This window comes from Phaeobacter porticola (genome assembly GCF_001888185.1).
In the GTDB taxonomy this organism is placed as follows: Bacteria; Pseudomonadota; Alphaproteobacteria; order Rhodobacterales; family Rhodobacteraceae; genus Phaeobacter; species Phaeobacter porticola.
In genome coordinates this window covers 3,326,375-3,353,362 of record NZ_CP016364.1, presented here as the reverse complement: position 1 = coordinate 3,353,362, position 26,988 = coordinate 3,326,375, and the positions used below count along the sequence as shown (strand labels likewise).

At 57.8% G+C, this 26,988-nt stretch carries 26 protein-coding genes; 10 read left to right on the top strand and 16 right to left on the bottom strand.

Features of this window, described 5'->3' with window-relative positions; genetic code table 11:
• Window positions 1–111: 111 nt before the first annotated feature.
• The gene (locus PhaeoP97_RS16050) at window positions 112–1,635 is read right to left on the bottom strand and encodes a DUF2125 domain-containing protein (RefSeq protein WP_072505920.1); all 1,524 of its coding nucleotides are present in this window, start codon (window positions 1,633–1,635) and stop codon (window positions 112–114) included.
• 134 nt (window positions 1,636–1,769) lie between these two features.
• On the opposite strand from PhaeoP97_RS16050, the gene PhaeoP97_RS16045 reads away from it, so the two are divergent.
• Entirely contained in the window at window positions 1,770–2,519 is a 750-nt protein-coding gene (locus tag PhaeoP97_RS16045; RefSeq protein WP_072505919.1) for an SDR family oxidoreductase, read from the top strand.
• A complete protein-coding gene (locus PhaeoP97_RS16040) occupies window positions 2,516–3,133 on the top strand; it encodes an enoyl-CoA hydratase/isomerase family protein (RefSeq protein WP_072505918.1) in 618 nt (205 codons plus the stop codon). Before PhaeoP97_RS16045 ends, PhaeoP97_RS16040 begins: the two co-directional genes overlap by 4 nt.
• A gap of 13 nt (window positions 3,134–3,146) precedes the next feature.
• On the opposite strand, the gene PhaeoP97_RS16035 is transcribed toward PhaeoP97_RS16040, so the two are convergent.
• A complete protein-coding gene (locus PhaeoP97_RS16035; protein ID WP_072506532.1) occupies window positions 3,147–3,455 on the bottom strand; it encodes an HNH endonuclease family protein in 309 nt (102 codons plus the stop codon).
• 106 nt (window positions 3,456–3,561) lie between these two features.
• On the opposite strand from PhaeoP97_RS16035, the gene PhaeoP97_RS16030 reads away from it, so the two are divergent.
• On the top strand, window positions 3,562–4,788 hold the full coding sequence (locus tag PhaeoP97_RS16030) for a TIGR03862 family flavoprotein (protein WP_072505917.1): 1,227 nt from the start codon (window positions 3,562–3,564) through the stop codon (window positions 4,786–4,788).
• Here the strand turns inward: PhaeoP97_RS16030 and PhaeoP97_RS16025 are convergent.
• The 5 genes from PhaeoP97_RS16025 to PhaeoP97_RS16005 all read right to left on the bottom strand — a co-directional run bounded on the left by PhaeoP97_RS16025 (window position 4,761) and on the right by PhaeoP97_RS16005 (window position 10,195).
• The gene (locus tag PhaeoP97_RS16025) at window positions 4,761–5,351 is read right to left on the bottom strand and encodes a glutathione S-transferase family protein (RefSeq protein WP_072505916.1); all 591 of its coding nucleotides are present in this window, start codon (window positions 5,349–5,351) and stop codon (window positions 4,761–4,763) included. The genes PhaeoP97_RS16030 and PhaeoP97_RS16025 overlap by 28 nt on opposite strands.
• A 116-nt stretch (window positions 5,352–5,467) precedes the next feature.
• Window positions 5,468–6,496 (bottom strand): DNA polymerase III subunit delta, encoded by a 1,029-nt coding sequence (gene holA / locus PhaeoP97_RS16020; RefSeq protein WP_072505915.1) that lies wholly within the window; start codon window positions 6,494–6,496, stop codon window positions 5,468–5,470.
• Window positions 6,493–7,041: an LPS assembly lipoprotein LptE gene (lptE, locus tag PhaeoP97_RS16015; protein WP_072505914.1), complete on the bottom strand. Its 549-nt coding sequence runs from the start codon at window positions 7,039–7,041 to the stop codon at window positions 6,493–6,495. The genes holA and lptE overlap by 4 nt, the downstream gene beginning before the upstream one ends.
• Window positions 7,028–9,601, bottom strand: a complete 2,574-nt coding sequence (gene leuS / locus PhaeoP97_RS16010; protein ID WP_072505913.1) for a leucine--tRNA ligase — start codon at window positions 9,599–9,601, stop codon at window positions 7,028–7,030. Before leuS ends, lptE begins: the two co-directional genes overlap by 14 nt.
• Window positions 9,602–9,706: 105 nt before the next feature.
• On the bottom strand, window positions 9,707–10,195 hold the full coding sequence (locus tag PhaeoP97_RS16005; protein WP_072505912.1) for a DUF3576 domain-containing protein: 489 nt from the start codon (window positions 10,193–10,195) through the stop codon (window positions 9,707–9,709).
• 280 nt (window positions 10,196–10,475) lie between these two features.
• Between PhaeoP97_RS16005 and PhaeoP97_RS16000 the strand changes: the two genes are divergently transcribed.
• Both PhaeoP97_RS16000 and PhaeoP97_RS15995 read left to right on the top strand, forming a co-directional pair.
• On the top strand, window positions 10,476–11,438 hold the full coding sequence (locus PhaeoP97_RS16000; protein WP_072505911.1) for a porin: 963 nt from the start codon (window positions 10,476–10,478) through the stop codon (window positions 11,436–11,438).
• A gap of 110 nt (window positions 11,439–11,548) precedes the next feature.
• Window positions 11,549–12,205 carry a YggS family pyridoxal phosphate-dependent enzyme gene (locus tag PhaeoP97_RS15995; RefSeq protein WP_072505910.1) on the top strand — a complete coding sequence of 219 codons (657 nt, stop codon included), beginning with the start codon at window positions 11,549–11,551 and terminating at the stop codon, window positions 12,203–12,205.
• A 15-nt stretch (window positions 12,206–12,220) separates the two neighbouring features.
• Here PhaeoP97_RS15995 and PhaeoP97_RS15990 read toward each other — a convergent pair whose 3' ends face one another.
• Entirely contained in the window at window positions 12,221–12,712 is a 492-nt protein-coding gene (locus PhaeoP97_RS15990) for a L,D-transpeptidase family protein (protein WP_072506531.1), read from the bottom strand.
• 35 nt (window positions 12,713–12,747) lie between these two features.
• The gene (gene ribA / locus PhaeoP97_RS15985) at window positions 12,748–13,836 is read right to left on the bottom strand and encodes a GTP cyclohydrolase II (RefSeq protein ID WP_072505909.1); all 1,089 of its coding nucleotides are present in this window, start codon (window positions 13,834–13,836) and stop codon (window positions 12,748–12,750) included.
• Window positions 13,837–14,030: 194 nt separating this feature from the next.
• Between ribA and PhaeoP97_RS15980 the strand changes: the two genes are divergently transcribed.
• The 3 genes from PhaeoP97_RS15980 (at window position 14,031) to PhaeoP97_RS15970 (ending at window position 16,532) form a co-directional block, all read left to right on the top strand.
• Window positions 14,031–14,717: a response regulator transcription factor gene (locus tag PhaeoP97_RS15980; protein ID WP_024098715.1), complete on the top strand. Its 687-nt coding sequence runs from the start codon at window positions 14,031–14,033 to the stop codon at window positions 14,715–14,717.
• A 315-nt stretch (window positions 14,718–15,032) separates the two neighbouring features.
• Window positions 15,033–15,821 carry an exodeoxyribonuclease III gene (locus PhaeoP97_RS15975; RefSeq protein WP_072505908.1) on the top strand — a complete coding sequence of 263 codons (789 nt, stop codon included), beginning with the start codon at window positions 15,033–15,035 and terminating at the stop codon, window positions 15,819–15,821.
• Window positions 15,822–15,944: 123 nt separating this feature from the next.
• A complete protein-coding gene (locus PhaeoP97_RS15970) occupies window positions 15,945–16,532 on the top strand; it encodes a transglycosylase SLT domain-containing protein (RefSeq protein WP_072505907.1) in 588 nt (195 codons plus the stop codon).
• A 78-nt stretch (window positions 16,533–16,610) separates the two neighbouring features.
• On the opposite strand, the gene PhaeoP97_RS15965 is transcribed toward PhaeoP97_RS15970, so the two are convergent.
• From PhaeoP97_RS15965 to PhaeoP97_RS15950, 4 genes are all read right to left on the bottom strand, one after another.
• Window positions 16,611–17,198, bottom strand: coding sequence for a LolA family protein (locus tag PhaeoP97_RS15965; protein ID WP_072505906.1), 588 nt, complete (start codon window positions 17,196–17,198; stop codon window positions 16,611–16,613).
• Window positions 17,199–17,263: 65 nt separating this feature from the next.
• Window positions 17,264–20,416, bottom strand: coding sequence for a DNA translocase FtsK (locus PhaeoP97_RS15960; RefSeq protein WP_072505905.1), 3,153 nt, complete (start codon window positions 20,414–20,416; stop codon window positions 17,264–17,266).
• Window positions 20,417–20,533: 117 nt separating this feature from the next.
• Window positions 20,534–21,712, bottom strand: coding sequence for an aminotransferase class I/II-fold pyridoxal phosphate-dependent enzyme (locus PhaeoP97_RS15955; protein WP_072505904.1), 1,179 nt, complete (start codon window positions 21,710–21,712; stop codon window positions 20,534–20,536).
• 108 nt (window positions 21,713–21,820) lie between these two features.
• Complete coding sequence (locus PhaeoP97_RS15950) at window positions 21,821–23,149, bottom strand: amidase (RefSeq protein WP_072505903.1); 1,329 nt, start codon at window positions 23,147–23,149, stop codon at window positions 21,821–21,823.
• A gap of 98 nt (window positions 23,150–23,247) precedes the next feature.
• Here PhaeoP97_RS15950 and PhaeoP97_RS15945 point away from each other — a divergent pair, with 98 nt between their 5' ends.
• Window positions 23,248–24,474: an FAD-dependent monooxygenase gene (locus tag PhaeoP97_RS15945; RefSeq protein ID WP_072506530.1), complete on the top strand. Its 1,227-nt coding sequence runs from the start codon at window positions 23,248–23,250 to the stop codon at window positions 24,472–24,474.
• 73 nt (window positions 24,475–24,547) lie between these two features.
• Here the strand turns inward: PhaeoP97_RS15945 and PhaeoP97_RS15940 are convergent, their stop codons facing one another.
• Genes PhaeoP97_RS15940 through PhaeoP97_RS15930 form a run of 3 tightly spaced genes read right to left on the bottom strand, consistent with a single transcriptional unit; the run spans window position 24,548 to window position 26,355 of the window.
• A complete protein-coding gene (locus tag PhaeoP97_RS15940; RefSeq protein ID WP_083570436.1) occupies window positions 24,548–24,733 on the bottom strand; it encodes a Trm112 family protein in 186 nt (61 codons plus the stop codon).
• A gap of 17 nt (window positions 24,734–24,750) precedes the next feature.
• Window positions 24,751–25,392 carry an LON peptidase substrate-binding domain-containing protein gene (locus PhaeoP97_RS15935; RefSeq protein WP_072505901.1) on the bottom strand — a complete coding sequence of 214 codons (642 nt, stop codon included), beginning with the start codon at window positions 25,390–25,392 and terminating at the stop codon, window positions 24,751–24,753.
• Between the two features lie 27 nt (window positions 25,393–25,419).
• Entirely contained in the window at window positions 25,420–26,355 is a 936-nt protein-coding gene (locus PhaeoP97_RS15930) for a tetratricopeptide repeat protein (protein WP_072505900.1), read from the bottom strand.
• Between the two features lie 244 nt (window positions 26,356–26,599).
• On the opposite strand from PhaeoP97_RS15930, the gene hspQ reads away from it, so the two are divergent.
• Entirely contained in the window at window positions 26,600–26,926 is a 327-nt protein-coding gene (hspQ, locus tag PhaeoP97_RS15925; RefSeq protein ID WP_014876215.1) for a heat shock protein HspQ, read from the top strand.
• The last annotated feature ends 62 nt before the right edge of the window (window positions 26,927–26,988 follow it).

Genomic DNA, 26,988 nt, shown 5'->3' with positions numbered 1-26,988 from the left:
GGGTTGATCTGCATCTAGAGCTAGACAGAGCAGCCTGCTGCTGCAAGGGCGCAGATGAAAAAAGGGGCCGCAATTTGCGGCCCCGATCATATGATTATGCACAGGTTGCTCTTACTTGATGCGCTGACCGTTGGCCTTGATTTGACCATCCTCAGTCACTTCGATCTTGGATGTCAGTGTGTCGTCACCGTCGCCTGGAACCGCCAACATGCCCATCATCATTCGCGCGCCCATGGCATCGCTGTCAGAGACCAGACCCATGCTGATCAGCTTGTCCAACAGGCTGTTGGCACCAACCAGCTTCAGGTTTGCTTCACCCGCAGGGGCGGGCATCCCGTCAAAGCTCTCCAAGTCATTGTTGTTGAAAGTGAAGTCACCGGTTCCGGTCAGCGCGGCGCCAGCTACCGAAACTTCCAGTGCCTTGACAGTCAACGCGTTCAGCTCACCCGGTGCCTGCTCGCCAGCCTCGACCTCGGCCATGGCTTTGGGATCGAAGAAGTCAAAGGCCAGTTTTGCCTTGCCTGCCAGATCGACCGCGATGGTGGCTGGATCATGTGGCAGGGTGCCAGCCGGATCCACCATACCCCAGAGCATCTCGGGCACGTCAAAGTCACGCAGCAGAACGCCTAGGGCAAAGTCCTGCTCTTCGTCGGATTTCGACACTGGCATGGTCAGTTTGAATCCGGCCTCGGCCATCGACAGCGCCAGCGGGAATGGGAGGTCCGAGCTGGTGATATTGGTTTCGGTCCGGTTCTGTTTGACATCATAGGTCAGACCATCGACACCCATGTCAAAGGCAATGGTGCCGCCTTCGGTCTTGCTGTCCAAGGCGAATGTGTCGGCGCCGTCCTGACCTGCAATTGCACTGTTGCCGCTGGCAAAATCAAAGGTCCCCTCTGCCGTGAAGCCGCCCCGCAACAATGCGGCCATATCCGGACTCTCCAGTCCATCAGGAACAGTCGTAGTACCTGCAAAGCTCACGCCCTGCATGGCTCCCTTGAAGGAGCCATTGCCGTCCCCTTCGGGTTCTTTGAACGTCGCATCAAAACCCAGCGTTTCGCTGGTCACGGTCTGGTTGTAGGTGCGAACGTCCGTCTTGGTCATGATGGTTTTAGTGACCACATTGGTCAGCGCCATGCTCAGTTCGAACGTATCGGCGGGGATGTCCTCTTTGGGGACGTCCAGATTGGTCAGCGAGATGTTCATCAGACTACTGGCATAGTCGTAGGTCATCTCATCCGCATCGCCGGAGACCAGCATTGGGCTGCCGTCGTGGGTGTAGAGGATCGTACCACTGACCACGCCGTCAGGTCCGTCCATCTCGAACACCATTGGCATCTCAGCGGGCAGCATAATGTTGACCGTGCCATCACCGTTTTCGACAAATTTGATGTCCGGCAGGGTGAATGTGCCTTTGGTGTCTTCTTCCATTTCGGGCATCGCCATCGAAATATCCGAAATGGTCAGCGTATCACCTGACATTGTTTCGGTCCCGCTCACGGCGTAACCTGTTGCCGTCATGTAGGACTTCCAGTCCGACCAGACATCTTTTGCCGTTACATCAGCCAGGGCAGCCTGGGCAGAAAACGCCATGACAATCGCAACACCGCTGCTGCGGGCGAGGAAAACGGACATAAGTATACCTTTCGTGGTCTATATTTTGCGCCATGGTTGGCTGGTGTGGGGTCGTGGTCAAGGGGGCATAGCTCTGGACCGTTCCCCCTAACCAGTCTACCACATTTCAAAACAGGGACTTGGAGATTTAAGCCATGGATATCAAGGGCAAGACAGTTGTGATAACCGGTGCAAGCCGGGGTATCGGTGCGGATGCCGCGCGGGTGTTTGCAGCCGCTGGGGCTAATTTGGCCTTGCTGGCAAGGAGTGGAGACAGCCTCGAGGCCCTCGCGAAAGAGATCGGCGGAAACGTGCTTACATGCGCATGCGACGTGTCCGACTACGCTGCAGTCGCAGCTGCAATCACCAAAGCCAGCGAGAGGCATGGTGGCGTGGATGTGCTGATCAACAACGCGGGTGTTGTAGATCCAATTGCGCGGATGGAAGTCGCTGACCCCGCAGACTGGGGTCGGCTCATTGATATTAACGTGAAAGGCGTGTTCAACGGGATGCGGGCGGTACTGCCGATCCTGAAGTCCGCAGGCGGCGGTACGGTGCTGACTGTCAGCTCCGGTGCGGCGCATGGCCCGGTTGAAGGCTGGAGCGCCTATTGCGCCTCCAAGGCTGCAGCGGCAATGTTGACCCGCAGCCTGCACCACGAAGAGGGTGCATATGGCATCCGCGTGATGGGGTTGTCGCCGGGCACCGTCGCCACAGAAATGCAGCGGGTGATCAAGGCAAGCGGTATCAATCCGGTCAGTAAGTTGGAATGGTCCGATCACATTCCGGCAGAATGGCCGGCGCGGGCGCTTATGTGGATGTGCAGCTCGGATGCTGACGAATTCCTTGGTTCCGAGATCTCCTTGCGGGACGAGAGCATTCGCAAGCGGGTTGGCTTGATATGATTGATCTTGATATCGGTGATGATGGCCTGTGGACCGTGACGCTCAATCGTCCGGATAAGGCCAATGCGCTGACCTCTGAAATGCTGGAACAGCTTCTTGATATTGCCACCCGTGCGCAATTGGCGCGGGGACTGATCATCACCGGTGTCGGCCGCGTCTTTAGTGCCGGTGCCGATCTGAATGCCGCCCGTGCGGGCCTTGCTACCTCTCCCCTGTGGGAGCAGCTATCAGCGGCAGTCGCTGCGCTGCCTTGCCTGACTGTTGCAGCGCTGAATGGGACATTGGCAGGAGGCGCAAATGGTATGGCGCTGGCCTGTGATCTGCGCATTGCGGTGCCCACCGTAAAAGTGTTCTATCCGGTGATGAAGCTGGGCTATCGCCCTCAGCCTTCAGATGCGCGACGGATGCTAGCCCTGATCGGCCCCTCTCGCACGAAATTGATCCTCGCAGCCGGACAAAAGATCACCGCTGATGAGGCCCTGATGTTTGGGCTGATCGACCGCATCGTTCAAGCTGAGGATCTAATGCGTAGTGCCCGTGATCTGATGTCGGATGCATTGGCGGCGGAGTGCGAGGTGGCGCAGGCGATACTGGCGGATTGCGTCCGGACCTGAGGACGCCAATACACTAGCGTTTGCGCCGCCCGCCCGACACACGAGACTGGAAGGCGGGCGGGCGTTTTTGCACCCAGGTGGTGAACTTTGCAAGCCGTGGGTGTTGGCGCAGCATATCGACGGTGTTGTAGATGCGCGCCAGCTCGGCCTCGCTCAGCGTCGCATGGATTTCTTTGTGACAGATGTGGTGCAACAAAACCGTCGGTCCGCCCTTGCCTCCCTTCAGTTTGGGAATCAGGTGGTGCAGGCTTTGCGGCACCTTGGGTGGAATCGGACGTGTGCAAAGCGGGCAGATCGGATCGTGTGTTGTGGGCGGTGACATTGGCGCGGTCTCTGGGTATGGCTGGTCTGACAATTCATAGATGCACCAGAACTTGCGTAGGGCAAGCGAGCCTACCACCAGCATAGCGAGCAAGAGGATCAGTAGTTTGGCAGAGCAAGCGGTTGAAACCTGGGATGCCGTTGTGGTTGGAGCGGGACCTGCTGGCCTGCGTGCGGCAGAAGAGTTGGGCGCTGCCGGGGTCAAGGTTTTGATCGTCGATGCCAAACCCTCTGTCGCGCGTAAATTTCTGATGGCAGGGAAATCCGGTCTCAACCTGACAAAAGATGAATCGCTCGAGGCTCTAGTCAGGCACTACGGCAGCACGGCGGATTGGCTGTCGCCAATGCTTGCGGATTGCGATGCGGTTGCGGTGCAGGATTGGGCCAAGGATCTTGGGACGACGCTTTTCATCGGTTCAACCGGGCGGATCTTCCCGGTTGAGATGAAGGCATCCCCCTTGCTGCGGGCGTGGTTGGCGCGCTTGGATGGCTATGGCGTGGAGCGTCGTACGCGTTGGCGCTGGCAGGGCTGGGCTGGTGACGCGCTGTTGTTTCAGACACCGAACGGCCCGCAACAGATCAAGGCCCAGGTCACAATTCTGGCGATGGGTGGCGCGAGCTGGGCGCGTCTGGGTTCGGATGGGGCCTGGGCCGAGGCGCTATCGGGTCAAGCGGTAGAACTAGCACCGTTCAAACCCGCAAATGCGGGGATCAGTCTCTCTTGGTCTGATCATATGGCTACACATCTGGGCACACCTCTAAAGGGCATCGCGCTCAGGGCGGGCGATGTTGTGACGCGCGGTGAAGCGGTGATCTCTGGCCATGGCCTGGAAGGCGGCGGCATCTATATGGTCTGCGCGGCGGTCCGCGACGGGGCGGATCTGTTCCTGGACCTGCTACCTGACCTGAGCGTCGAACAGGTGAGCAAACGGCTACAGCGCCCACGTGGCAAGGCGAGTCTGTCGACCCATCTGCGCAAGACGCTCAAACTGACCCCTGCAGATGTTGGCATATTGCAGGAGTTTTGTCGGCCATTGCCTGCGGACCCAGGCGCGTTGGCTGTGAGATTGAAATCGATACCCATTCGTCACGATGGGTTGCGTCCCATGGATGAGGCCATATCGACAGCCGGCGGTGTTTGCGTCACGGCTTTGGATGCGGGATTGATGCTTCGCAACCTCCCCGGCGTTTTTTGTGCCGGGGAGATGCTGGATTGGGAAGCGCCGACAGGGGGATATCTGCTGACTGCCTGCCTTGCGACGGGGCGCTGGGCGGGGCGATCAGCGGTCGATTATCTTGCTGGCGACTATTTTATCGACGCGGCAACAGCCTGAAATGCCGGGCGCGCACGCATGCGTTTTCCGTAGTCCAGTATCGTCTCGCTTTCGATCGGGAACTTGGCGCTATAGGCCCAATTCAGACAGTGCGTGCAGATGATATCGGAGATGGTGAATTCCTCTCCCATCAGAAACGGACCAGCCATCAGTTGGTCAAGCCGTGCGAGATTTCGGGAAAACTCCCATTTCAGGCTGTCTTTCACATCTGGGACACGTTTTTCTTCGGGCAGAATGAAGCTATGGCGGGCACCGGTCCACAACAATGCGTCCAATTCATCCAGCAATAGGTGGGTCATTGCATCCTGCTTGGCCCGTGCGATTGTCCCAGCGGGCGCGGTTAGCTTGCCGTGCTTGTCTGCGAGATAGGTGATGATCGCGGTTGAATCGGTGATCACATGGTCATCGTCCTTAAAAACGGGAACTTTGCCAGATGCATTGAGAGCGAGAACCTCTTTGCTTTGTGGAGAAGCGGGATTTAACTCATAGGGTTGGCCCAGTTCTTCTAGCGCCCAGAGCACGCGAAAGCTGCGGGTCAGTTGCTTGCCGATAACAGTGTACATTGTAAAATCTCCCAGCTGTTTCTGCCGGGAACCGAACCGGGTTAAGGCCGTGGGGTCAAGCCATGCTCAAGCAGCCGTGATAGGAACGCGGCGTTCATAGGCAGGGGGCGATTGCCTCAGCCGACCCGGCTGAGGCGGGCCAGCTGGATCAATGCCCGTTCCATCAATGCCAGTGCAGGGGCCGTCTGCCCGGCAGAGCGCAATTGCAGATCGGTGTCGGTCAGCAATGTCAGAGCGGTTTCCAGTTTGAAAGCGCCCCAGCTTTGGGCCTGACGCAACAGCTTGTCGCGACGCTTGCCATAGGCGGGCGGTCGCAGCCGCCCAATACCCTGCGCCGGACCGCCGGGATCGGAAGCAATGGTATAAAGCGTTCTAAAATGGCGAGTTGCCCCAATACAGAGTGTCACTGCATTGGTACCCTGCGCCTGCAAACGCCCCATCAACGGGCCGATTTCCGCGCCGCGCCCCTCGGCCACGATATTGAGCATGTCATCGACCGCCGCCTCGGTTGATTGCGGGGCGATGGCCTGAATATCCTCAAGCGTCAGCGCCGCATTGTCCCCGTATTTGTATAGCGCCAGTTTCTCTACCATGCGGGAGAAATCACCGGGGCCGATGTCATTAGCGATATCGACCAGGGCTGACATGCTGTCACCGGGGACGTCGCGAATCTGTGCATCGCCAAGGATACGCTCAATCTCGCCACGGGAGGGGGGATCATCATAGATCCCGGTGGCAAAGGCGTTGCGATGGCCTTCAAAAGCCTTGCGCAGTTTGGATGTCGCCTTCAGCTGACCGGCAGTCACCACAATCTGTGCATCGCCGGGCTGCCAGGCTTCCAGCGCTGCGACGATAGCTGGCGTGGCGGTGTCATTGGCATCTTCGACAAAGACGGCGCGAATCCCGGGGAAAAATCCCACGGCTTTGACCGCATCCATCAGCTGCGCGGGATCCTTGCGCAGATCGCCAGCCGGCATCCGTGTGAGACGCATTTCTTCTTCGGCCGCAGGACCAAGCAGGGCCGCCAACATCTGTTGGCGTTTCAGTGCAACCCGCATGGCATCGGGGCCATAAATCAGCAGCCCGGTTTTGTCGGGTTGCGGTTTGGCGAAATAGCCGTCAGCCTCGCGTGGGCTCAGTTTCATTCGGAGACTGGCACAGTTTGTACAGCTGTTGCCTGGCCTGCAGTCAGATTGGCTGTACTCAACAATTCAGTGGTGATCTGATCTGCAAGAATCACCATTAACCGCCGGTGTGCGTCACGTTCCCCCGCAAGCGTTTCAACTGTTGTGCCAGTGGCCGAGTAGCCGGTAAAATTCTCGACGTCGCCACTGGCAACAATAGCGCCATCTGATTTTCTAGTCAGCACATAGGCAGCTTCGCCTACGATGGAATAGCGGGTGATTTCATTGTCGGCGGTGATCGCCTGCCCTTCGCTACGGGTGCGCAGCTTTAGATCTAGCCCATAGTCGCCTGCTGCACTGCGCCCCAGACGGGTTTCCAGGTTTTGGACCAGAAAATAGGCGTCGCTGTCCTCATTGGCGCCTAAGGTCTCTGGGGCCTGCACGGTCACAGCACCATATAGGGCAGAGCCCGTGCCTCCCGGCGCATAGACGGGAGTAAAGCCGCAGGCCGCCACCAACAGGGCAGCGGCCGTTGCAGCCATATATCCGCGATTAAGCCACAACATTCACAATTCGACCCGGCACAACGATCACCTTTTTGGGGGCAGCGCCATCCAGCGCCTTTTGCACAGCTTCCTGCGCGAGAGCAATTTTTTCAACCTCTGCCTTGTCGAGATCCTTGGCTACAGTGATTTCGCCCCGGCGTTTGCCGTTGATCTGGATCGGCAAGGTGACGCTGTCTTCAACCAGCATCGAGTCGTCCGCCACCGGCCAGGGGGCTGTCGCACAGAGGCCTTCGCCGCCTTGATGGTTCCAAATGTCTTCGGCCAAGTGTGGTGTCATTGGCGACATCAGCTGCGCCAGTGTTTTGATTGCCTGTTTCTGGGCTGCCTTACCCGCCTTCGATTTGGCCAGCGTGTTGGTAAAGCCGTAGAGCTTGGCAATCGCGGCATTGAAACCAAAGGTCTCGATGCTGAGCGTGACATCGCGAATGGCCTTGTGCATTTCCCGCAAAAGCTCGTCGTCGCCCTGACCGGTCGTATCCGGTGCCATCTCGCCGATCTTATCGCAGAGATTCCAGACACGGTTCAGGTGCTTATGCGCGGCTTCTGCCCCTGACGCGGTCCATTCCACATCCCGTTCCGGCGGAGAATCAGACAATACAAACCAGCGCGCGGTGTCGGCACCATAGGAAGAGATGATATGCAGCGGATCGACGACGTTGTTTTTCGACTTCGACATCTTGGCTGACGGGATGACTTTTACGCTTTCGCCAGTCGCTTTGACGTAGACGCCGCCGTCACGCTCTTCCACCTCATTGGGGTAGTGATAGATCGGGCGGCCATTTTCGGTGCGCCGCGCCGCGTTCTCATAGATGGCATGAGTCACCATGCCCTGGGTGAACAGCGCATCAAAGGGCTCAATGGCCTTCTCCGGCAGGTGGCCGCAGATCTGCATCGCGCGGGCAAAGAAGCGCGAATAGAGCAGGTGCAGAATCGCATGCTCGACGCCGCCGATATACTGATCGACGTTCATCCAGTATTCTGCGTCTTCCATACGGGTCGGTGTATCGGCGTCTGGCGCGGTGAAACGGGCGAAATACCACGACGAATCGACGAATGTGTCCATGGTATCGGTTTCGCGCTGTGCAGGCTTGCCGCAGGCGGGGCAGGCGCAGTTACGCCAGCTGGGGTGACGGTCCAGTGGATTGCCGGGAACGGAGAAGTCGATCGCCTTGCCATCCTCGTCGTAGGGCAGCGCGATTGGCAGATTCTCTTTTTTCTCGGGCACCACGCCGCAGTCCGGGCAATGCACCACCGGAATCGGGCAACCCCAATAGCGCTGTCGGGACAGACCCCAGTCGCGCAGACGGAATTTTGTGACACCTTCGCCCCAGCCCTCGGCCTCGGCCTTGTCTACTGCCGTGTTGACGGCCTCTTCGCCGGTCTGCTCATCCGAGCCGGCAAAGCCTCTAACATAGCGGACTTTCTCCGCCTTGGTCGGGACGTAGGCTTCGGTCAGTGGTGTACTGCTTGCAGGATCCTCGAACACCGGGATGATCGGCAGGTCGTACTTGCTGGCAAACTCATAATCGCGCTGGTCATGGGCCGGGCAGGCAAAGATCGCGCCGGTGCCATAGTCCATCAGAATGAAGTTGGCGATCCAGACGGGCAGTTCCCAATCCGGGTTCAGCGGATGTTTGACGCGCAGGCCTGTGTCATAGCCCAGCTTCTCGGCGGTCTCGATGGCCTCTTCTGTTGTACCGCCTTTGCGGCACTCGGCAACAAACGCTGCAACCTCTGCCGATTCGGCTTCCAAGGCCTTGGCAATCGGGTGATCGGGGGAAATACCGACGAAGGACGCACCGTTCAGCGTGTCGGGACGGGTCGTGTAGACCTCAATCGGGTCACCACCATCGGTACGGGCAAAGCCGAACTGCAGGCCGCGGGATTTGCCGATCCAGTTTTCCTGCATCAGGCGCACCTTGGTGGGCCAGTTTTCCAATGCATCCAGCGCAGTCAGCAACTCATCCGAATAATCGGAGATCTTGAAAAACCACTGGGTCAGCTCGCGGCGCTCAACGAGCGCACCGGACCGCCAGCCACGGCCACCTTCGACCTGCTCATTTGCAAGCACGGTCATATCAACCGGGTCCCAGTTCACCACCGCGTTCTTGCGGTAGACTAGGCCCTTTTCAAGGAAGTCGAGGAACAGCGCCTGTTGTTGACCATAATAGGATTCGTCACAGGTGGCGAACATGCGTGACCAGTCCAGTGACAGCCCCAGCGGTTTCATCTGCTCAACCATTGTGTCGATATTGGCGTAGGTCCAATCCTTGGGGTGACCGCCGCTCGCCATCGCGGCGTTTTCAGCGGGCATACCAAAGGCATCAAACCCCATAGGGTGCAGCACGTTATGGCCGGTCGACAGCTTGTAGCGCGCGATTACGTCGCCCATCGTGTAGTTGCGAACATGGCCAATATGCAGCTTGCCCGATGGATAGGGGAACATCTCCAGCACATAGTACTTGGGTTTGTCGGCGGTGCGCTTTGCCTGAAAGATCCCGGCCTTTTCCCAAGCGTCCTGCCAACGCGCTTCGATTTCCGGGGCAACATAACGGGGCATCAGAGCAGTCCTTCGTAGATAAAAACGCCAGGTTTGGGGCCTGGCGCTTGTGATAGTGATGTTTGCCCGCCTGTTCCAGAGGGCAGAATGAGGGGATGCGTCGCGTCAGAGCCTGCGATCAGCAATCCGAAGCTGCCGCGCCCGTGAGAGAATCGCATCCTCAATCGCGCGGGCTGTGCTGGCGCTGACCGGGCCGCTGTTTGTCTGCAGCGAGATATTCAGCGACCGGGCGTCCAGTGCAGGATCTTTGATATGAACCGTGGCGCGATATGCGCGACCACCGCCTGGCGGCGTGCCATACCCTGTTACGATGACGCCTGTGTAGGGTTCAACGGTCTGCAAAGGCAGGAAATCCAGCACATCCAATGTCGCCGTCCAAAGGTAACGGTTTACCTGGACGATCTGCTCCGCCTTCGTCGGTTTGAAGGCATCCCAGATTGTCGTGCCTTCAAAGTTCTCTGGGTCTCGCGGATTGCCGCCAATGACGCTCTCGTTATAGGTCGACGGGCCACCGCGGTTTTTACCGCCAAATGCGCCACAGCTGGCAGTGACCGCCAGAAGCGAGATAAGTCCAAGATTCGTGAGCCAGCGCATAATGGGCAAGATCCGTTGCTATTCCGGTTGCGGACTAGTCCTAGCCAAGCGATAGGGCGGCAACAAGCCTATTCTTTAATAGACTCTCTCTGTGCGAAGCCGTTGATGGCGCTCAGGTTAACATACTGTGACATGGTTGCATCAACTTCAGGCCGAAAGGTTTTGCGGTCCGTGCCCACGCTTGCGCAACCACCCCAAAAAGAGCGAAACGGAGGGCGTACTCAGACTTGTGCCACTCAGCGCCTGTTTGAGCTTGGACATTTAAACCCGAGGGAAAAACATGAAAAAGATTCTCTTCGCTTCGACTGCGCTGGTCGCCACCGCTGGTGTTGCAGCAGCAGACGTATCGTTCGGTGGCTACGGCCGCTTTGGTATCGGCTACATGGAAGATCGTGCGCTGAACTCCAGCAACCCGACTGTAGATGCACCTGACACCATCATCGTTAGCCGCTTCCGTCTGAACATCGACGCATCCGCTGAAACCGACGCAGGCGTGAAATTCTCCGCTCGCGTTCGTATGCAGGCTGATGAAAATGCTGATACAGGTGAAGCAAACGCAGCTGGCCTGAACGGCGCGCGTTTCTCCGTTGAGTACGGCGGTCTGCGCGTTGACGTAGGCAACGTTGCTGGTGCAATCGACAACCTGCCCAACTACTACGGCAACGAGCCGGGCCTGGAAACATTCATGGGCCAGTACTCCGGTGCTAACTATGACTTCATCGGTTACTCCTCCGGTGGCGCAGGCGTAAACGGCGTATACGCTCGTTACGCTGTTGGTGACTTCGCTGTTGCAGCGGCTTATGATCAAGGCGCACCTGGTACTGACTCCGACCGTTTCGACATCCACGCTGCTTACACCTTTGGCAACATCACTGCCGCTCTCGCATATGGTGAGACCGACAACGGTGCAGCAGACGATAGCGACATCACTGTCCTGACACTGGGCGGCACCTGGGGTGCATTCAACGGTACTCTGATCGTTGGTGACGAATCCATCGCCGGTAACGTTGGCCAGTCCGACACCTTCTACGGTATCTCCGCTGCTTACGACGTAAGCTCCGCAACCACCATCAACTTCGCTTACGGCGACGGTTCCGGTGACGGCGACACCCGCAACATTGGTCTGGGCGTGATTCACGACCTGGGCGGCGGTGTCTCCCTGCGCGGTGGTATCGGCGAAAGCAAAGTGGGCAATAACGATGGCGTTATGCGTGCCGATTTCGGTGCCCAGTTCAGCTTCTAAGCTGACCTGACCACTACGGTTCTTGGGGCGGGCTCTTACGAGCTCGCCCTTTTCTTTTGGGCAGAAACCGTGTTTGTCTGCGGCAACAGATGACCACAGTGAGACTCCTCATGTCGCTTCAAGACATTCAATCCCGCATCCATACTGCTGAAGAAAACGCCAGCCGTCCCAAGGGATCAGCCAAGTTGATCGCGGTATCCAAAGTTCAGCCCAACGAAAGGGTTGAGGCCGTCCTTCAAGAGGGTCACCGTTGTTTTGGCGAGAATCGCGTACAGGAAGCCGCTGGAAAGTGGCCGGACTTCGCGATGCGTTATTCTGATCTGGATCTGCACCTGATCGGCCCGTTGCAATCCAATAAAGCGCGTCAAGCGATGGAACTGTTTCAGAGCATCCACACCCTGGACCGGCCTAAGCTGGCCAATTCAATCGCGCGTTTGGCGCAAGAGCTGGGGCATTGCCCCAAGCTGTTCATTCAGGTCAACACCGGAGAAGAGCCGCAAAAAGCGGGTATTCCCCCGCGTGAGGCGGATGTCTTTATCCACGAGTGTCAAAGCATGGATCTGGTGATCGAAGGGTTGATGTGTATTCCGCCCGCCGGGGAAGAGCCGAGCCTGCATTTTGCCTTGCTCGCCAAGATCGCTGCGCGCAACGGTTTGACTGGCCTCTCCATGGGGATGAGCGGAGATTTTGAAACGGCGGTTGCGCTTGGCGCGACTCATGTTCGTGTTGGGTCAGCGATTTTTGGCGCGCGCGCGTACGAAATCTAGCAATATACGACGGCGTTAGCGCGACAATGGTGGCACGACGAGACGAGTGCCGGGAGAGATGCGCTGCGCCAGCCAAGTCAGATCTTGTCGGGAAAGGGCGATACAGCCTTCGGTCGGGTAGCCGGGGCGTCGCCATTGGTGCAGGAAAATAGCAGAACCTCGCCCGGATTGCGCGTTCGGCCAGTTCCAATCCGTGACCAAGATCAGATCATAGAGCGGATCTGCGCGGTGCAGCTTTTCATGGCTTGCTGCATATGGTGCGCGCACATGATGATTATACTCTGGCGCGTTCTGGTCGTCGGACCACAGATCGCGAGGGCCGATAACCTCTGCCCAGGAGCTGGGGCGCGGCAACCGGTCGGGGCGATAGAGCATTCCCACAATACGGTGCAGACCGATAGGTGTGCGACCATCACCTTCGGTTTTGGTCGCACTCAGGCCGCCACGACCGATGGAGCAGGGCAGGATCCGACCCGCAAAGCGCAAACCCCGTGGTGTCAGCAACAGATCAGCCGGTGTTAGGTCATGCAGAATCGTCTGGCTCAAAACAGATGACCAGATTTGGCCGCCTTGGTTGCGAGGTACCCACGGTTAAAGTCGGTTTCACCAACTCTCAGGGGGACCCGTTCCGCCACTGAGATGCCCGTTTTCTCCATCATTGAGATCTTGTTCGGGTTGTTTGTCAGCAGCCGAACCGAGGAAAACCCAAGCTGTTTGAGAATAGCAGAGCCAAGTCGAAAGTCGCGTTCATCATCCTCAAATCCCAAGCGGTGATTGGCCTCAACAGTGTCGAAGCCCTGATCCTGAAGCGAATAGGCGCGCATCTTATTGGCCAGGCCAATGCCACGACCTTCTTGGTTCAGGTAGAGCAGTACACCGCTGCCCTCAGTCCCCATCTGGGCTAAGGCCGCGCGCAACTGAGGGCCGCAATCGCATTTCAGAGATCCAAGGACGTCGCCGGTAAAGCAGGCAGAGTGGAGGCGGGCGAGCACTGGCGCGTTACGGTCAGGTTTGCCGATCTCAATTGCATAATGTTCTTCTGCACCATCCTCTGGGCGGTAAATATGTAGTCGACCGGCCTCTGCTGCGTCCATCGGCAGACGTGCAGCTGCGACAGGATGCAGGGGCGAACTTTCCATCAAAAGCGGATTTGCCGCAGCCAGCGGCAGCACCGTCAGACCATGGCTTTTGGCAAACTGCGCCGGATGCGCGACCGGGCAAATAACGGCAGCCGGTAGTAATCTCGCGGATTTCACCAATGCGATGGCCAGCCGGTGCAGTGCCACGTCGCCATCGCGATGGCTGCGCAATGGCCCTTTCATCGGTGTTTTTAGATCATCTGATGGGTCCGCGATGGCCTGAACCCAATCTAATTGAGCATCAGAGGGGAGTTCAATCCGAGCAATATCATCGTCATAGATCCGTGCTTTGAGCGTTTCCGCACGCCGTGCCGTTACTGTCAGGGAGACGGGGCCAAGCGCGCGAACGCTGTTGAGGCGGGCACTGTCGAGCGGTTCTACAGCCAACGCCAACACTGCCGAATCCGGTGCCGTGAGCACCACAGGCAGGCCCATCCGCAAATCTACGCGCGCGCGGGCCAGTAGGTCGATCATCGTGGGCATCAGGCTCATGCGGGGATCCTGTCGGGTGATTTTGAGAAGGCGATGCCACAATGCGGCCCCGCCGTTTTCTAAGTAGTCATAATTCTGCGGAAAGTGAAACAAATCCCTCCCCAGGGACACGTCGGCGTGAAAGCAGTGCAGCAAATCTTGTGATCCGGTTCCTGACTGCGCATCTGTTAGGAGCAACACAGGAGGACAAGGTAATGGCCCAACTGAAAAAAATTCTGCTCGTCGATGACGACGAAGACCTGCGCGAAGCCCTGAGCGAACAGTTGGTTATGACAGAAGACTTCGATGTATTCGAAGCCGAAAACGGCCAGAACGCAATGGAGCGTGCCAAAGAAGCGCTGTATGATCTGGTCATTCTGGATGTAGGGCTGCCGGACACCGATGGGCGCGAGCTGTGCCGACTGATGCGCAAGCAGGGGGTCAAGGCGCCGATCCTGATGCTGACAGGCCACGATAGCGATGCGGATACCATTCTGGGGCTGGATGCAGGTGCGAATGATTATGTCACCAAGCCATTCAAATTCCCCGTACTTCTGGCCCGGATTCGTGCCCAGCTACGCCAGCATGAACAATCCGAAGACGCGGTTTTTGCCCTTGGCCCTTACACGTTCAAGCCTGCAATGAAGCTGTTGCTGACTGAGGATGAGCGCAAGATCCGGCTGACGGAAAAGGAAACCAATATCCTGAAATTCCTCTACCGCTCCAACGAAGGCGTGGTACAGCGCGACGTGCTGCTGCATGAGGTCTGGGGGTACAATGCTGGGGTCACGACACACACGCTGGAGACGCATATTTATCGCCTCCGCCAGAAAATTGAACCAGATCCCTCGAACGCGCGAATCTTGGTCACTGAATCGGGTGGCTACAAACTGGCAATCTGACATCCCTGCGCCACAGAATCGCCCTGTCTCCCAGCGAATATGATCTTTGAGACAGGTGCGCTGGCGTCGATGAGAGTTCCCGTGCATGTCCGGGTTACGACATGCTCCTCCCTGTTGGACTGCCGGGCCATGTGCCCGGCCTTTTTTTACCTGGTCGGTCTCGACCACCAAATGCTGTCTGATTTCATCGTGATTTGAACACTGGTATCACCTTGGAAGAGGAGGCACTATCGCACCAACTGGGGGTTTTCCCCGATGCTTTGGTCCGCTCCGGGATCGGATCATCTGAATCAACAACTCAGAAAGAGACGCGCGATGTCGTTTACCCTTGCCACCTGGAATATCAATTCTGTCCGCTTGCGCGAGCCGATAGTCTGCAAGTTGTTGGCAGAAGAAGGGCCAGATGTGCTCTGTCTTCAGGAATGCAAAAGCCCGGTGGACAAGATCCCGATGGAGCAGTTCGCCGAACTTGGCTACACGCATATGATTGCCCGCGGACAAAAGGGCTACAACGGTGTTGCTATCCTATCGCGCCTGCCAATCGAAGACATCGGCGATAAGGATTTCGCGAACCTGGGCCACGCGCGCCACGTCGCTGGGCGACTGGAAAATGGCGTCACCATCCATAATTTCTATGTGCCGGCTGGCGGTGACGTGCCTGACCGCGAGGTGAATGAAAAATTTGGTCAGAAACTCGACTATCTCACCGATATGCGTGACTGGTTTCGCAGCGATAAGCCGGAGAAGGCGATCCTTGTCGGGGATCTGAATATTGCCCCGCGCGAGGATGATGTCTGGGACCATAAAAAGCTGTTGAAGGTTGTCAGTCACACCCCGATCGAGGTTGCGCATTTCGCCGATGTGATGGATGCCGGGGGCTGGTCAGATGTCACCCGAAACGACATCCCTGACGGGCGGCTTTATAGTTGGTGGAGTTATCGCGCCAAAGATTGGAACGCGGCGGACAAAGGTAGACGGTTGGACCACGTCTGGGCGACTGAGGATATCAAACAGGCGGCGCATTCCAGCCAGATAATGCGTGCGGCGCGGGGCTGGGAAAAACCCAGTGACCACGCACCGGTGTTTGCTACCTTCGACCTCTGAGGCGCTATTCGGACGCGCTTTCAGCTTTCGTAGGCGGTGCCACGGAATAGTGATTTTCACACCGCCTGCGATTGGATACACTGCCGCCAAAATGCGCCCAGTGATTTACAAGAGGCAGAGGCAATGAGCAAAATCATAGGCGCCATGATCCTATTGCTGATCGTGGCATCCTGCGGAGGTGGCGGAGGATCGCCACCGCGCAATCTCGATAATGCGTGTAGTATTATCAAACAGCGACCCGAGTATCTGAAGGCGTTCCGCGCCACGGAAAAACGCTGGGGTGTACCGATGCATGTGCAGATGGCAGTGATTCACCAAGAGAGCCGATTTCGGTCTGATGCGCGCACCCCGCACCGCTTTGCCCTTGGGGTGATCCCTATGGGGCGGCAATCCAGCGCCTATGGCTATAGTCAGGCCTTGGATGGCACTTGGGACGACTATCGCAAATCCGCAGGCCGTCGCGGAGCCAAGCGGAACAGGATCAAAGATTCCACCGATTTCATGGGTTGGTACATGAGCCAGACCCGCAAACGGAACGGTGTGTCGCTTTATGATGCGCGGAATCAGTATCTTGCCTATCATGACGGTCATACCGGTTACGCCCGCGGCACCTATCGCTCCAAGCCCTGGCTGTTGAAGGTGGCGGCACGGGTACAGGCGCGCGCGGAAATGTATCAGACCCAGCTGGCCACCTGCCGGCGGGCCCGCTGACATAGTTGATGATTTAAGAACAACGCCCCCGCTCTGAGATCAGAGCGGGGGCGTTGTTTTGCAACAGACATGCGGCTATCAGCGCGATGGTGCCGTGCTAGTGTTGAACAGATTGGACGGCAGTTTCACGCCCGTCGTCAGCCCGCCAAGGATCACAGTTGTCTGACCGCCAGACCCGTCTTGGATAACCCATTTGCGCAGTTCGACCGGGTTGTCGGTAAACATCATCTCGATGCTACCGTACTCTGGGTTCTTGGGGTCCTGTGCCCGCACGATGGTCGACGTGCCGTCAAACCCATGACCCACCACCATATTGGCGCGCGCCAAATTTACGTTGCGTGCGAGAATAAGGGAAAGAGGAGTGCGCTTCAGCGGGTAAGTTTCAGGTGGCTGGTTTGATTTAGGATCCTGAATGAGCACCGCACCCGCACCCGCGATCACAACCCCCTTTGTAGGGGGATCATACTCAAACCGCATCCGGCCCGGTCGGTGCATATACAGCTTGCCAGTGGACAGACTGCCATCATCGTTTATCTGACTGAAGGGAGCTGTCGCGGTGGAAATTCCGTTCAGGTATTGCGAGACGTCATTCAGGCTCAGCTTTTCGGCCGCCCATGCAGCAGAAGAGCAGAGCGTCAGCGCGAAGGCATAAGCGATCTGTTTCATATGACTAAAATAGGTGCGTTGCGGCAAATGTGAAGAGGCGGGATTATAACTGCCCCACCTCTATTCTATTGCTCTGGAACCAGAATTTCCCTTTTACCAACATGGTTTGCGGAAGAAACCAGTCCTTCTTCTTCCATCTGTTCAACAAGCCGTGCGGCCTTGTTGTAGCCAATGGCGAGTTTCCGCTGGATGTAGGAGGTCGAGCACTTGCGATCCTTGATGACGATCTGAACTGCGGTGTCATACAGTGCATCTTCGGTATCGGTATTGCCACCAGTCGACAGCCCCAGGACAGCGTCGATATTCTCGGCTTTGTCATCACCAGGTCCGTCCAGCACCGTGCCGATGTATTCGGGTGGGCCAAATTGCTTAAGATGGTTCACCACCTCTTCGACCTCTTCGTCCGACACAAACGGACCATGGCAGCGCGTAATTTTGGCGCCGCCGGCCATATAGAGCATGTCACCCATCCCCAAGAGCTGTTCTGCGCCCATTTCTCCCAGGATTGTCCGGCTGTCGATCTTGCCCGTGACCTGGAAGGAAATCCGGGTGGGGAAGTTGGCCTTGATCGTGCCGGTGATAACATCGACCGAGGGGCGCTGTGTTGCCATGATCAGGTGAATGCCAGATGCCCGCGCCATCTGCGCCAGGCGCTGGATGCAGGCTTCAATTTCTTTGCCTGCGACCATCATCAAATCGGCCATCTCATCAACGATGACGACAATATAGGGCAGCGCTTCGGGGGCGAATTCTTCGGTCTCGAAAACGGGTTCGCCGGTATCGTCGTCAAATCCGGTCTGTACGGTTCGGCTGAACATCTCGCCCTTGGCGAGGGCTTCTTTCACACGCCCGTTAAAGCCCGCAATATTTCGCACGCCCATCTTGGACATTTTGCGATAGCGGTCTTCCATTTCGCCCACCACCCATTTCAGAGCGACAACGGCTTTTTTGGGGTCCGTCACAACAGGCGAGAGCAGATGTGGGATGCCATCATAGACCGAAAGCTCCAGCATCTTGGGGTCGATCATGATCAGGCGGCATTCGTCCGGGGTCAGCTTGTAAAGCAGTGACAAGATCATCGTGTTGATCGCCACAGATTTACCCGAACCCGTGGTGCCGGCGATCAGTAGATGGGGCATCTTGGCGAGGTTCGCCACCATACTGTCACCGCCGATATCCTTACCCAGCGCCAAGGGCAGGGCGTGGTTACCATCCCCAAAATCGCGCGATGACAGGATTTCGCGCAGAACCACTTTTTCGCGTTTTTCGTTCGGCAGTTCGATACCGATCACAGTGCGACCCGGCACGGTCGACACACGTGCGGACAGGGCGGACATGGAGCGGGCAATATCGTCGGCCAGACCGATAACGCGCGACGCCTTAAGGCCGGGGGCTGGCTCCAGCTCATACATTGTGACAACGGGACCGGGACGGACGGACACAATGTCGCCTTTCACACCATAGTCATCCAGCACGGTCTCAAGCATGCGCGCATTTTCTTCCAACGCCTCATCACTCAGATGATGACGTTCGATGCCTGTTGGGTTGGTCAGCAGGCTAAGCGGGGGCAGTTCAAATTCGCTGCTGGTATCTTCAAAGGCAAGCGCGGGCTCTGCTTCGGCCTTGGCGCGGGTCGAAGGCTGCTGAGGTTTGCGCACTGGCTGTTCAACCACGGCTTTGCGCGGTTCGGCGACCGGGATCTCCATGGGTGTACGCGTTGGCGCGATCGGCGCCGTGGTTATGGTCTCTGTAGGTGTGGGTTGAACTGCTTCGCCGCGCCGCAGAACATGCGCGGCGGAGGGCGCTACCGGTCCGCTTGGCAAGGCTTCGGAGGCAACGTGATCGACAAAGGCTGCTGGTGCAACGCTGTCGGTTCCAGAGCTCTCTGGCCAAGGATACATGTCCTGTTGCAAGTCAGCGTCGTGATATGCGTCACAGGCCATTTCGGGGGCGGGCGGCAGCGACGGCATCGCCCCCAATGCAGCTCCGATTGCCTCGGGCGAGCTGTTTGTCAGAGGTGGCTCTGGCGGCAATCCGTCGCCTATGTGTTCAGGGTTGAAAATCAAAGGCTCAGGTCGGCGGCCACGGCCCTTGGTCAAAGGGAAGTTTGTTTCGGGGGCTACATCGGCAGCGCGGCGAACCCGCACGGCGCTGGCGATTTTTGAGGCGATCCGTTCATCACCTGGCAAGGCGTTGACATCAGCTGCCAAGGCTGCGTCACCAAGGTCATGTTCGACCAGCTCAGGCTCCGGCATTGCGGGTTCAGCGCGACGGATCAGGTTTGGCACACGCGAGAACAAGCCCGTCTTTCCTTTCACAGGCTCTTGCGTGGCATCAATTGCTGCATCGAAGGATGGCTCGATCCGGCCATGCGGTGCGGCGGTCGGCCCAAGGGTCGGCGCGCCAAGCGGCGGCGCGGCAGAGGGGGCATCGTCATAATCCATCGGTTCAAACATCTGCGGATCGGTCTCTGCGCTGTCGACCACATCAGCCATTGCAACGGCGGCAGCAGTGCGCTCAGCACGGCGGCTACGATAGCTGAGCGCAGCCTGCATACCACTGGCCGCGCCGCGGCCCAAGAGGCCGGCAATCGCGCCATAGATCAGAATCAACCCAACCAGAACAAAACGCAGCCCGCGTGTTACTTCAGGACGCGTAAAGCCCAACACCGTCGCACCAAGGCTCAGCATTCCAACGGCTGTCAGCAACGAGAGGAACTTCACCAGAAAGATCAGCCCAACTGGCATAAGCGCTAGCAACATACCAAGGAAAGTATAGCCAATCATTCCCCCAAGGCCAAAGGTGTGGGCGGATTTCCAGGCTTCTGACGGCACAAGCGTTTCCAAATGCAGCGAGACAAGCAAAAGCCAGGGCAGTGACAAAAGCAGTGGCCAGAGGAATCGATCCTCGCCCCGGTGCAGGACACAGCGTGCGCCCCAGGCGCTCAGGAACAATGCAATTGCCCAGCTGGCTTTGCCAAACAGGGTGATCAGAATAAAGGCAACCGAAGCGCCGGTGCGTCCAAGCATATTCTGCACGGGTGCATCGGTGGAGACCATCCAATTGGGATCATCCGCCGAGTAACTGCCAATCATCAGGGCAACCAACAGGCCAACGCCAATCAGCAGGGCGCCAATCAGCTCTTTACCGCGTTTTTCAATGGCCGCCTGCATCGTGCTGTCCAGCAATGGATCACGGCTGCGCGTCTGAAATGCCATGCCTACCTCGTTTCATCATGTCCGTTGGGGTGCCCTGCTTTTTGGCTCAGGTTTGATACCCATGACTTATTTCTCTTGGCGCATGGCCCGAAGGGGCTGCGCGCATACATATGTTTATTAATACAGACAGCTGCGCAGTTTGCGCAGGGCTGTTTCAGTTTGGTCTGCCGGGGCCACCAGTGCCACGCGAATATAACCTGCGCCGGGATTGTCACCACCTGCGCCCTGCGCCAGATAGGCACCGGGGAGCACCCGGACGCCAGTTTCCTGCCACAACTTCAGCGCGGCGGCCTCGCCGTCCTGCACAGGTAGCCACAGGAAAAATCCCGCTTGCGGCGCCATGTATCCGTCTAGTCCCGTAAATACGTGATCGGCAATCCGGTACTTTTCTTGGTAAAGCGCACGGTTTTGCACAACATGCGTCTCATCCCCCCAAACCCGCGCAGCGGCAGCCTGCAAAGGCGCAGGCAGCGGGGCGCCCGAGTAGGCGCGCAACTGATGCACCCGCTTCATGGTTTCAGGGCCGCCTGCAATCAGGCCAGAACGTAGCCCTGCCAGGTTTGATCGTTTGGACAGCGAGTTGAACAACACGACGCGTTCAGGATCAGCGCCAAGGTCTTTTGCAACGCTCAGTGCGCCGACGGGTGCGGTGTCACGGTAGATCTCAGAATAGCACTCATCCGCAAAGATGCGGAAATCATATTGCTCTGCCAGTTGGATCAATTTGGTCCAATAGTCCCGACTTGCCACAGCCCCTTGCGGATTGGCAGGTGAGCAGATGTAGGCCACAGCAGTGCGGTTCAACACATCGGGAGAGAGGCTGGCATAGTCTGGCAGGTGCCCTGTTTCGGCGGTGGCCGGGACGAACACCGGTTCAGCCGCCACAGAAATCGAGGCCACCATATAGACCTGATAAAAAGGGTTCGGGATCAAAACAACCGGCCTTTGCCCATTCTTTTGCTCAGGACAGAGGGCCATAGCAGCGTTATACAGCCCCTCGCGCGTCCCGTTCAGCGCCATGACCTGGGTCAGAGCATCAACGCTGACATCATAGCGGCGCTTGATCCAATTGGCGATGGCACCGCGCAATTCAACACTGCCTTCATTCGGGGGATAGCTTTGGAAACCTGATGCGTTTTCAACAATCACATCGGTCACCCAGGACGGAAAATCATGTTTCGGTTCGCCAATGGTCATATGCACCACATCGCCGCCCGGCGTGTGATGGTCCAACAAGGCCCGCAGACGCGGGAATGCGTATGGCGGCAGGTTCGAAAACCGCTCCGGAAAATTCATGTGTATCGCCTCAGGTCCGGGATCATTGGCGCCCCGTTTGCAACCAAACTACAGAGCCGACCCGCCCCCGTCCAGCGGCACGATTTGCAGTTGGGCAAAATGTGGCTTTCACGCCAGAGCTTGTTCCACCGTGACCCCAATACGCAACAGCGCCTCTTCGCAATCGGGTTGCCCAAGAATCTGCAGACCGCAGGATGGGGTGCCCGTTGGCAGCGATAGACCGCACAGTCCCATTAGATTGCCAATGCGCGTATTGCGCAGCGCCATCAGGTTGGAGCGGACGTAATAATCATGATCGCTGTTCAGGCGTGCCACGTTGGGGGGCAGAATTGGTGAGGTTGGACAAAGGACACCATCAAAGCCAGCGGTCGCCAGATCCCACTCCATTCTGAACTGCTCCAGCTTGGCCCAGGCCGCAACGTAGTCGGGGCCGCTGAAACCCGCACCGGAGCGGAAGCGATCAAGGATTTCGGGGAACATCAGGTGCGGCGCCGCCTCAATCACGTCTTTCCACAGGCCATAAGCCTCGGAGGTGAAAAGAACCGCGCTCAGATCCATTGCCTCGGCTAGGGATGGGACCTCCAGCGGTACAATTTCCGCTCCGGCAGCCCTTAACCGGTTCAACGCATCCTCATGGGCGCCAGAGATTTCCGGGGCGATGTCTTCCTGGGCGACGGTTCGCAAGTCGGCAAAGCGTCGTCCGGCCAGTTTTGCACCGCGCAGGTCTGCTCCGGTGGTGCCTTCGATCAGGCCCAGATAGATCGCGGCATCTTCAACTGAGCGGGCGAGCGGGCCGATGGTGTCGAACTTAAGACAGAGAGGCACCACTCCCTCAAGGCTGACCCTTCCTGAGGTGGTCTTTAATCCTACCAGATCGTTCCAGGCCGACGGAATACGCACGGATCCACCCGTATCAGAGCCTAGTGCACACGCCGCGAGCCCGAAGGCTACCGAGGCTGCCGCGCCAGAGGATGACCCGCCGGGGGCTGCCTCTGGGTCATGAATACAGGGGGGAGTGGCCTTTACCGGGTTGAGCCCGAGACCGGAAAAGGCCAGCTCGCTCATATGGGTTTTACCAAGGCAGACGGCGCCCATGGCGGTGGCAGCCTGCAAGACCTGCGCGTCCTGATCCGGCACCCGATTGGCCAAGAGATTTGATCCGGCTTCAGTCACCGCGCCTGCGCTGTCGAACAGATCTTTCCAACTAATAGGAACGCCGTCGACAAGCGACAGGCGCTGGCCTTGTTCTGCACGGCTTTTCGCCGCGTTTGCCTCGGCCAAAGCGCGATCATGGGTGACGATTGTGTAGATCCGGTCGCGATGCGGGTGGGCGTCGATGGCGTCCAGATAAGTCTGGGTTAGCGCCATGGGGCAGATCTCGCCTGCGGCAATGCCTCTCCCTAGGTCGGCAGCGGTTTGCGTCAGCCACTCCTGCATGTCAGTCTCTCTCTTTGTGCGAAATTCTGAGAATTGGACCGACGGTAGCGGCACCGCGCCCCATGGACAATCCCAAACGCGGGCGCATATTGCGGGGCATGAGAAACACATCTGACATCCTGATTGTGGGCGGTGGCCTGAATGGTCCCGCGCTGGCGCTTGCTCTGGCACAGACGGGCCATACCGTAACCCTGATTGACGCGCTGCCGCGCGATCTGCGCAGCAGCGATGCCTTTGACGGGCGCAGTTATGCGCTTGCGTTGGCGTCGCAGCGTCTGGTGGACCAGATTGGTGTCTGGTCAAAGGTTGCAGATAAGGCGCAGCCGATGCTGGACATCAAGGTCACGGACGGTCGTTCCGGGCAGGGGCCTTCGCCGTTCTTCATGCATTTTGACCATGCCGAGATCGAGGACGGCCCGATGGGCTATATGATAGAGGATCGTTATCTGCGCCGGGCCTTGCGTGACGCAATGGAAGCGACCGATGCGATCACCCTGATTGATGCACAAACGGTTGTGGCACAGCGGATTGATCACAGCGGTGTTACCTTGACGCTGGCATCGGGTGAAACATTGCGCGGTGGCATGGTCGTTGGCGCTGACGGGCGGCGCAGCGGCACCGCCGAGAGGGCGGGGATCAAACGTACAGGGTGGGACTATGGTCAGACGGCCCTGGTCTGTGCGATCGAGCATCAGCTGCCGCATCACGGCGTGGCGCATCAGTTCTTTATGCCTGCTGGTCCTCTGGCGATATTGCCACTGTCGGGCAATCGCTCCTCAATCGTGTGGAGTGAGCAGAGCGCGCGGGCAAAGGCGATCCAGAATCTTGGGGATGCAGAGTATCTATCAGCTCTATGTCCTCGCTTTGGTGATTTTCTGGGAGAGATCAGTCTGGCCGGTGACCGCTTTACCTACCCGCTGAACCTGACGTTAGCCAACGATCTGATCGCCGACCGATTGGCGTTGGTCGGAGACGCAGCGCATGGCATTCACCCGATTGCCGGGCAGGGGCTGAACGCAGGCTTGCGTGATGTCGGTGCTCTGGCGGAGATACTGACCGAGGCCAAGCGGCGCGGCGAAGATGTTTCCTCTCCACTGGTGTTGGAGCGCTATCAGCAATGGCGTCGCTTTGACACAGCAAGCCTTGCCGCAGCGACGGATGCGTTTAACCGTCTGTTCTCAAACGACAACCCCTTGTTGCGTTTGGGACGTGACATCGGCATGGGAATTGTTGGCGCCATCCCCGGTATGCGCCAAACCTTTATTCGCGAAGCAGCAGGTCTGACCGGGGATCTGCCGCGATTGTTGCAGGGGCGGGCGATCTGATCAGGCGACAAAAGCCGGGTGAATATGCCCGGCTTTCTGATCGTGTTTCAGTGCTACGATTGATGCCCTGCGCCTACTCCAGGATACGGGCTTCGTCTTCCAACATCACAGGGATGCCATTGCGGATTGGAAAGGCCAGATTGGCCGCGCGCGAGATCAGCTCTTGGGCCGCGGCATCATATTCCAGAACGGCTTGAGTACGTGGGCAGACCAATGCCTCCAGCATACGGCGGTCAAAAGCTGGTGCGGCAGTGTCCATGCCAGTTTGCTCAATGCTCATTGCAGGGTTTCCTCGTGTGATCCGCCGCGCAGGGCGAATTCGATCAATGTGATCAGGGTTTCACGTCTTGTCGCAAGACAGGGGGCTTCCAACAAGGCCTGTTTATCCTCGGGGTCAAAGTCCAAGAGCATCGACAGAGAATTGATCAGCAGTTCGTCCTCTGCGTCTTTGAGGACCTCCCAATCTGTGGCAAGACTGCGGGATTCAAAAAACCGTTCCAACAGATCCATAAAAACTGGTCGGTCAAAACTGTTGTCTGCCTCAACCCGCCCCAGATCGCGGTGGAACCCACCCCAATCGACTGAGCAGCGTCGATAGGGGGTGAACCCATTGATTTCTTCTTTGATGCGAAAGCGCGACACACCTGACAGTGTGATGAGATACCGCCCGTCCTCGGTTTCGGAAAACTGGGTAATACGCCCAGCACAGCCGATACTATGAAGTTTGTCCTCGGTGGTTCTGGACGGGAAGGGCTGTACCATCCCAATCATCCGATGAGATGTCTTGAAAGCGTCCTCCAGCATCTGGAGGTAGCGCGGTTCAAATATATGCAACGGCAGGCGTGCCCGGGGCAGCAACAATGCTCCGGGCAGCGGAAATACCGGCAAACTATCGGGCAGATCAGCGGGTTGTATCATGTAGGGGACTGTAGCGCTGGGGGCGTCTTAGGCAAATATCATCGAGCTGAGTTTGCGCCGACCGTTCAGCACGATGGGATCGTTTGCTTTTAGCGCATCAAAGATCGTGAACAGCTGCGCCTTGGCTGCACCGTCGTTCCACTCCCGATCCTTGCGGAACAGTGCCAGCAGCTCCTCTACTGCGGCTTCTGCGTCACCAGCGGCATGCAGCGCTTGTGCCAGGTCGAAGCGGGCCTGATGATCGTCCGGGTAGGCATCAACCGTGGCACGCAGCTCAGTCACGGGGCCTGCGTTTTCGGCCTGACGTGCCAAAGCGATCTGAGCATGGGCCGCTTCAATCTCGGCAGCATCTGAGATCTCGGCCGGTGCGCCATTCAGCACGGCCTCGGCTTGGTCCAGTTCGCCCAAGGCGATATGCGCGCGGGCCAGACCACCGTAGGCTGCGGCATTCTTGTCATCTTCACCTATCACGGCCGCAAAGGTCTGCGCAGCATCCGCAATATCACCATCCGCCAACATTTGTTCTGCCAGCTCAACCGCCTCACCCAGACCGCCATCGGCGCTGCCGCCGGCGGCTTCGATGGCACGCTTGATGAACTCATCAATTTCGGTTGGCGCAACATTGCCCTGGAACATGTCAATCGGACGTCCCTGTACAAAGGCAACGACCGTTGGAATGGACTGCAAGGGCAGCCCCTGCTGTGACAGCGCCTGTACCAGACGTTGGTTTTGATCCACGTCGATCTTGGCCATGGTCACAGCGCCCTTGGCCTTTGTTACGGCTGTTTCCAACGCCGGGCCGAGTGTTTTGCAGGGGCCGCACCATGGCGCCCAGAAATCAACAATCACCGGCGCCTGCATCGACGCATCGACCACGTCCTGCATAAATGTTGCTTCGGTGACATCTTTGATCAGATCACCTGCGGGGGCCATATCTCCCGCGCCGCCAAGAATATCGACCATGCGTTTGCTCTCCATTTCTTTGTTGCCCTCTATATGAAAGCTGACCGACCAGAAACCAAGGGCAGATCTGTGCAAAGCGGGCTTTGTCGCCGCTGGTGGTGCTGGATTTACGCGTAACCCTTAGGAACCACTACGTCGGAACATTGTCCAATCATGAGTGACAGAGTGTTTCTGCCGAAACGCCGCTGCAAATTGGACATTTTCCCTTGTCGCAGAGTATCATGAAGCGATAGGAACAGCATTCATGCTTAGAACGCGCGCCAAATATAACCTTGGACAGGTCGTCCGCCATCGCAAGCACCCGTTTCGCGGTGTCGTGTTCGATGTAGATCCAGAGTTTGCGAATACTGAAGAATGGTACGAGGCCATTCCGGAGGACAGCCGCCCGGTCAAGGATCAGCCTTATTATCATCTGCTGGCCGAGAATGATCAGACCTATTATGTGGCTTATGTGTCAGAACAAAACCTGATTGCTGACTATTCCGGCGAGCCGGTAGGCCACCCTGATATCCCTGAGATGTTCGGCAGTTTTGACGACGGCAGCTATGCGTTGCACTACCAGCTGAACTGACACCAACCAGCGCATGGCTGATCTTAGTCCCCCGCACCGGCAAGACCGCCATATGCGAGGGA

Coding starts and splice junctions, on each gene's coding strand:
- PhaeoP97_RS15960 (WP_072505905.1), bottom strand. CDS start 20,416: ATGGCATTTCAGACGCGCAGCCGTGATCCATTGCTGGACAGCACGATG.
- lptE (WP_072505914.1), bottom strand. CDS start 7,041: ATGTTGTGGCTTAATCGCGGATATATGGCTGCAACGGCCGCTGCCCTG.
- PhaeoP97_RS15980 (WP_024098715.1), top strand. CDS start 14,031: ATGGCCCAACTGAAAAAAATTCTGCTCGTCGATGACGACGAAGACCTG.
- PhaeoP97_RS15995 (WP_072505910.1), top strand. CDS start 11,549: ATGTCGCTTCAAGACATTCAATCCCGCATCCATACTGCTGAAGAAAAC.
- PhaeoP97_RS16005 (WP_072505912.1), bottom strand. CDS start 10,195: ATGCGCTGGCTCACGAATCTTGGACTTATCTCGCTTCTGGCGGTCACT.
- ribA (WP_072505909.1), bottom strand. CDS start 13,836: ATGAGCCTGATGCCCACGATGATCGACCTACTGGCCCGCGCGCGCGTA.
- leuS (WP_072505913.1), bottom strand. CDS start 9,601: ATGCCCCGTTATGTTGCCCCGGAAATCGAAGCGCGTTGGCAGGACGCT.
- PhaeoP97_RS15965 (WP_072505906.1), bottom strand. CDS start 17,198: ATGAAACAGATCGCTTATGCCTTCGCGCTGACGCTCTGCTCTTCTGCT.
- PhaeoP97_RS15970 (WP_072505907.1), top strand. CDS start 15,945: ATGAGCAAAATCATAGGCGCCATGATCCTATTGCTGATCGTGGCATCC.
- PhaeoP97_RS16000 (WP_072505911.1), top strand. CDS start 10,476: ATGAAAAAGATTCTCTTCGCTTCGACTGCGCTGGTCGCCACCGCTGGT.
- PhaeoP97_RS16050 (WP_072505920.1), bottom strand. CDS start 1,635: ATGTCCGTTTTCCTCGCCCGCAGCAGCGGTGTTGCGATTGTCATGGCG.
- hspQ (WP_014876215.1), top strand. CDS start 26,600: ATGCTTAGAACGCGCGCCAAATATAACCTTGGACAGGTCGTCCGCCAT.
- PhaeoP97_RS15935 (WP_072505901.1), bottom strand. CDS start 25,392: ATGATACAACCCGCTGATCTGCCCGATAGTTTGCCGGTATTTCCGCTG.
- PhaeoP97_RS16040 (WP_072505918.1), top strand. CDS start 2,516: ATGATTGATCTTGATATCGGTGATGATGGCCTGTGGACCGTGACGCTC.
- PhaeoP97_RS16035 (WP_072506532.1), bottom strand. CDS start 3,455: ATGTCACCGCCCACAACACACGATCCGATCTGCCCGCTTTGCACACGT.
- PhaeoP97_RS15930 (WP_072505900.1), bottom strand. CDS start 26,355: ATGGTCGATATTCTTGGCGGCGCGGGAGATATGGCCCCCGCAGGTGAT.
- PhaeoP97_RS15950 (WP_072505903.1), bottom strand. CDS start 23,149: ATGCAGGAGTGGCTGACGCAAACCGCTGCCGACCTAGGGAGAGGCATT.
- PhaeoP97_RS15955 (WP_072505904.1), bottom strand. CDS start 21,712: ATGAATTTTCCGGAGCGGTTTTCGAACCTGCCGCCATACGCATTCCCG.
- PhaeoP97_RS15975 (WP_072505908.1), top strand. CDS start 15,033: ATGTCGTTTACCCTTGCCACCTGGAATATCAATTCTGTCCGCTTGCGC.
- PhaeoP97_RS15945 (WP_072506530.1), top strand. CDS start 23,248: ATGAGAAACACATCTGACATCCTGATTGTGGGCGGTGGCCTGAATGGT.
- PhaeoP97_RS16025 (WP_072505916.1), bottom strand. CDS start 5,351: ATGTACACTGTTATCGGCAAGCAACTGACCCGCAGCTTTCGCGTGCTC.
- PhaeoP97_RS15940 (WP_083570436.1), bottom strand. CDS start 24,733: ATGGACACTGCCGCACCAGCTTTTGACCGCCGTATGCTGGAGGCATTG.
- holA (WP_072505915.1), bottom strand. CDS start 6,496: ATGAAACTGAGCCCACGCGAGGCTGACGGCTATTTCGCCAAACCGCAA.
- PhaeoP97_RS16045 (WP_072505919.1), top strand. CDS start 1,770: ATGGATATCAAGGGCAAGACAGTTGTGATAACCGGTGCAAGCCGGGGT.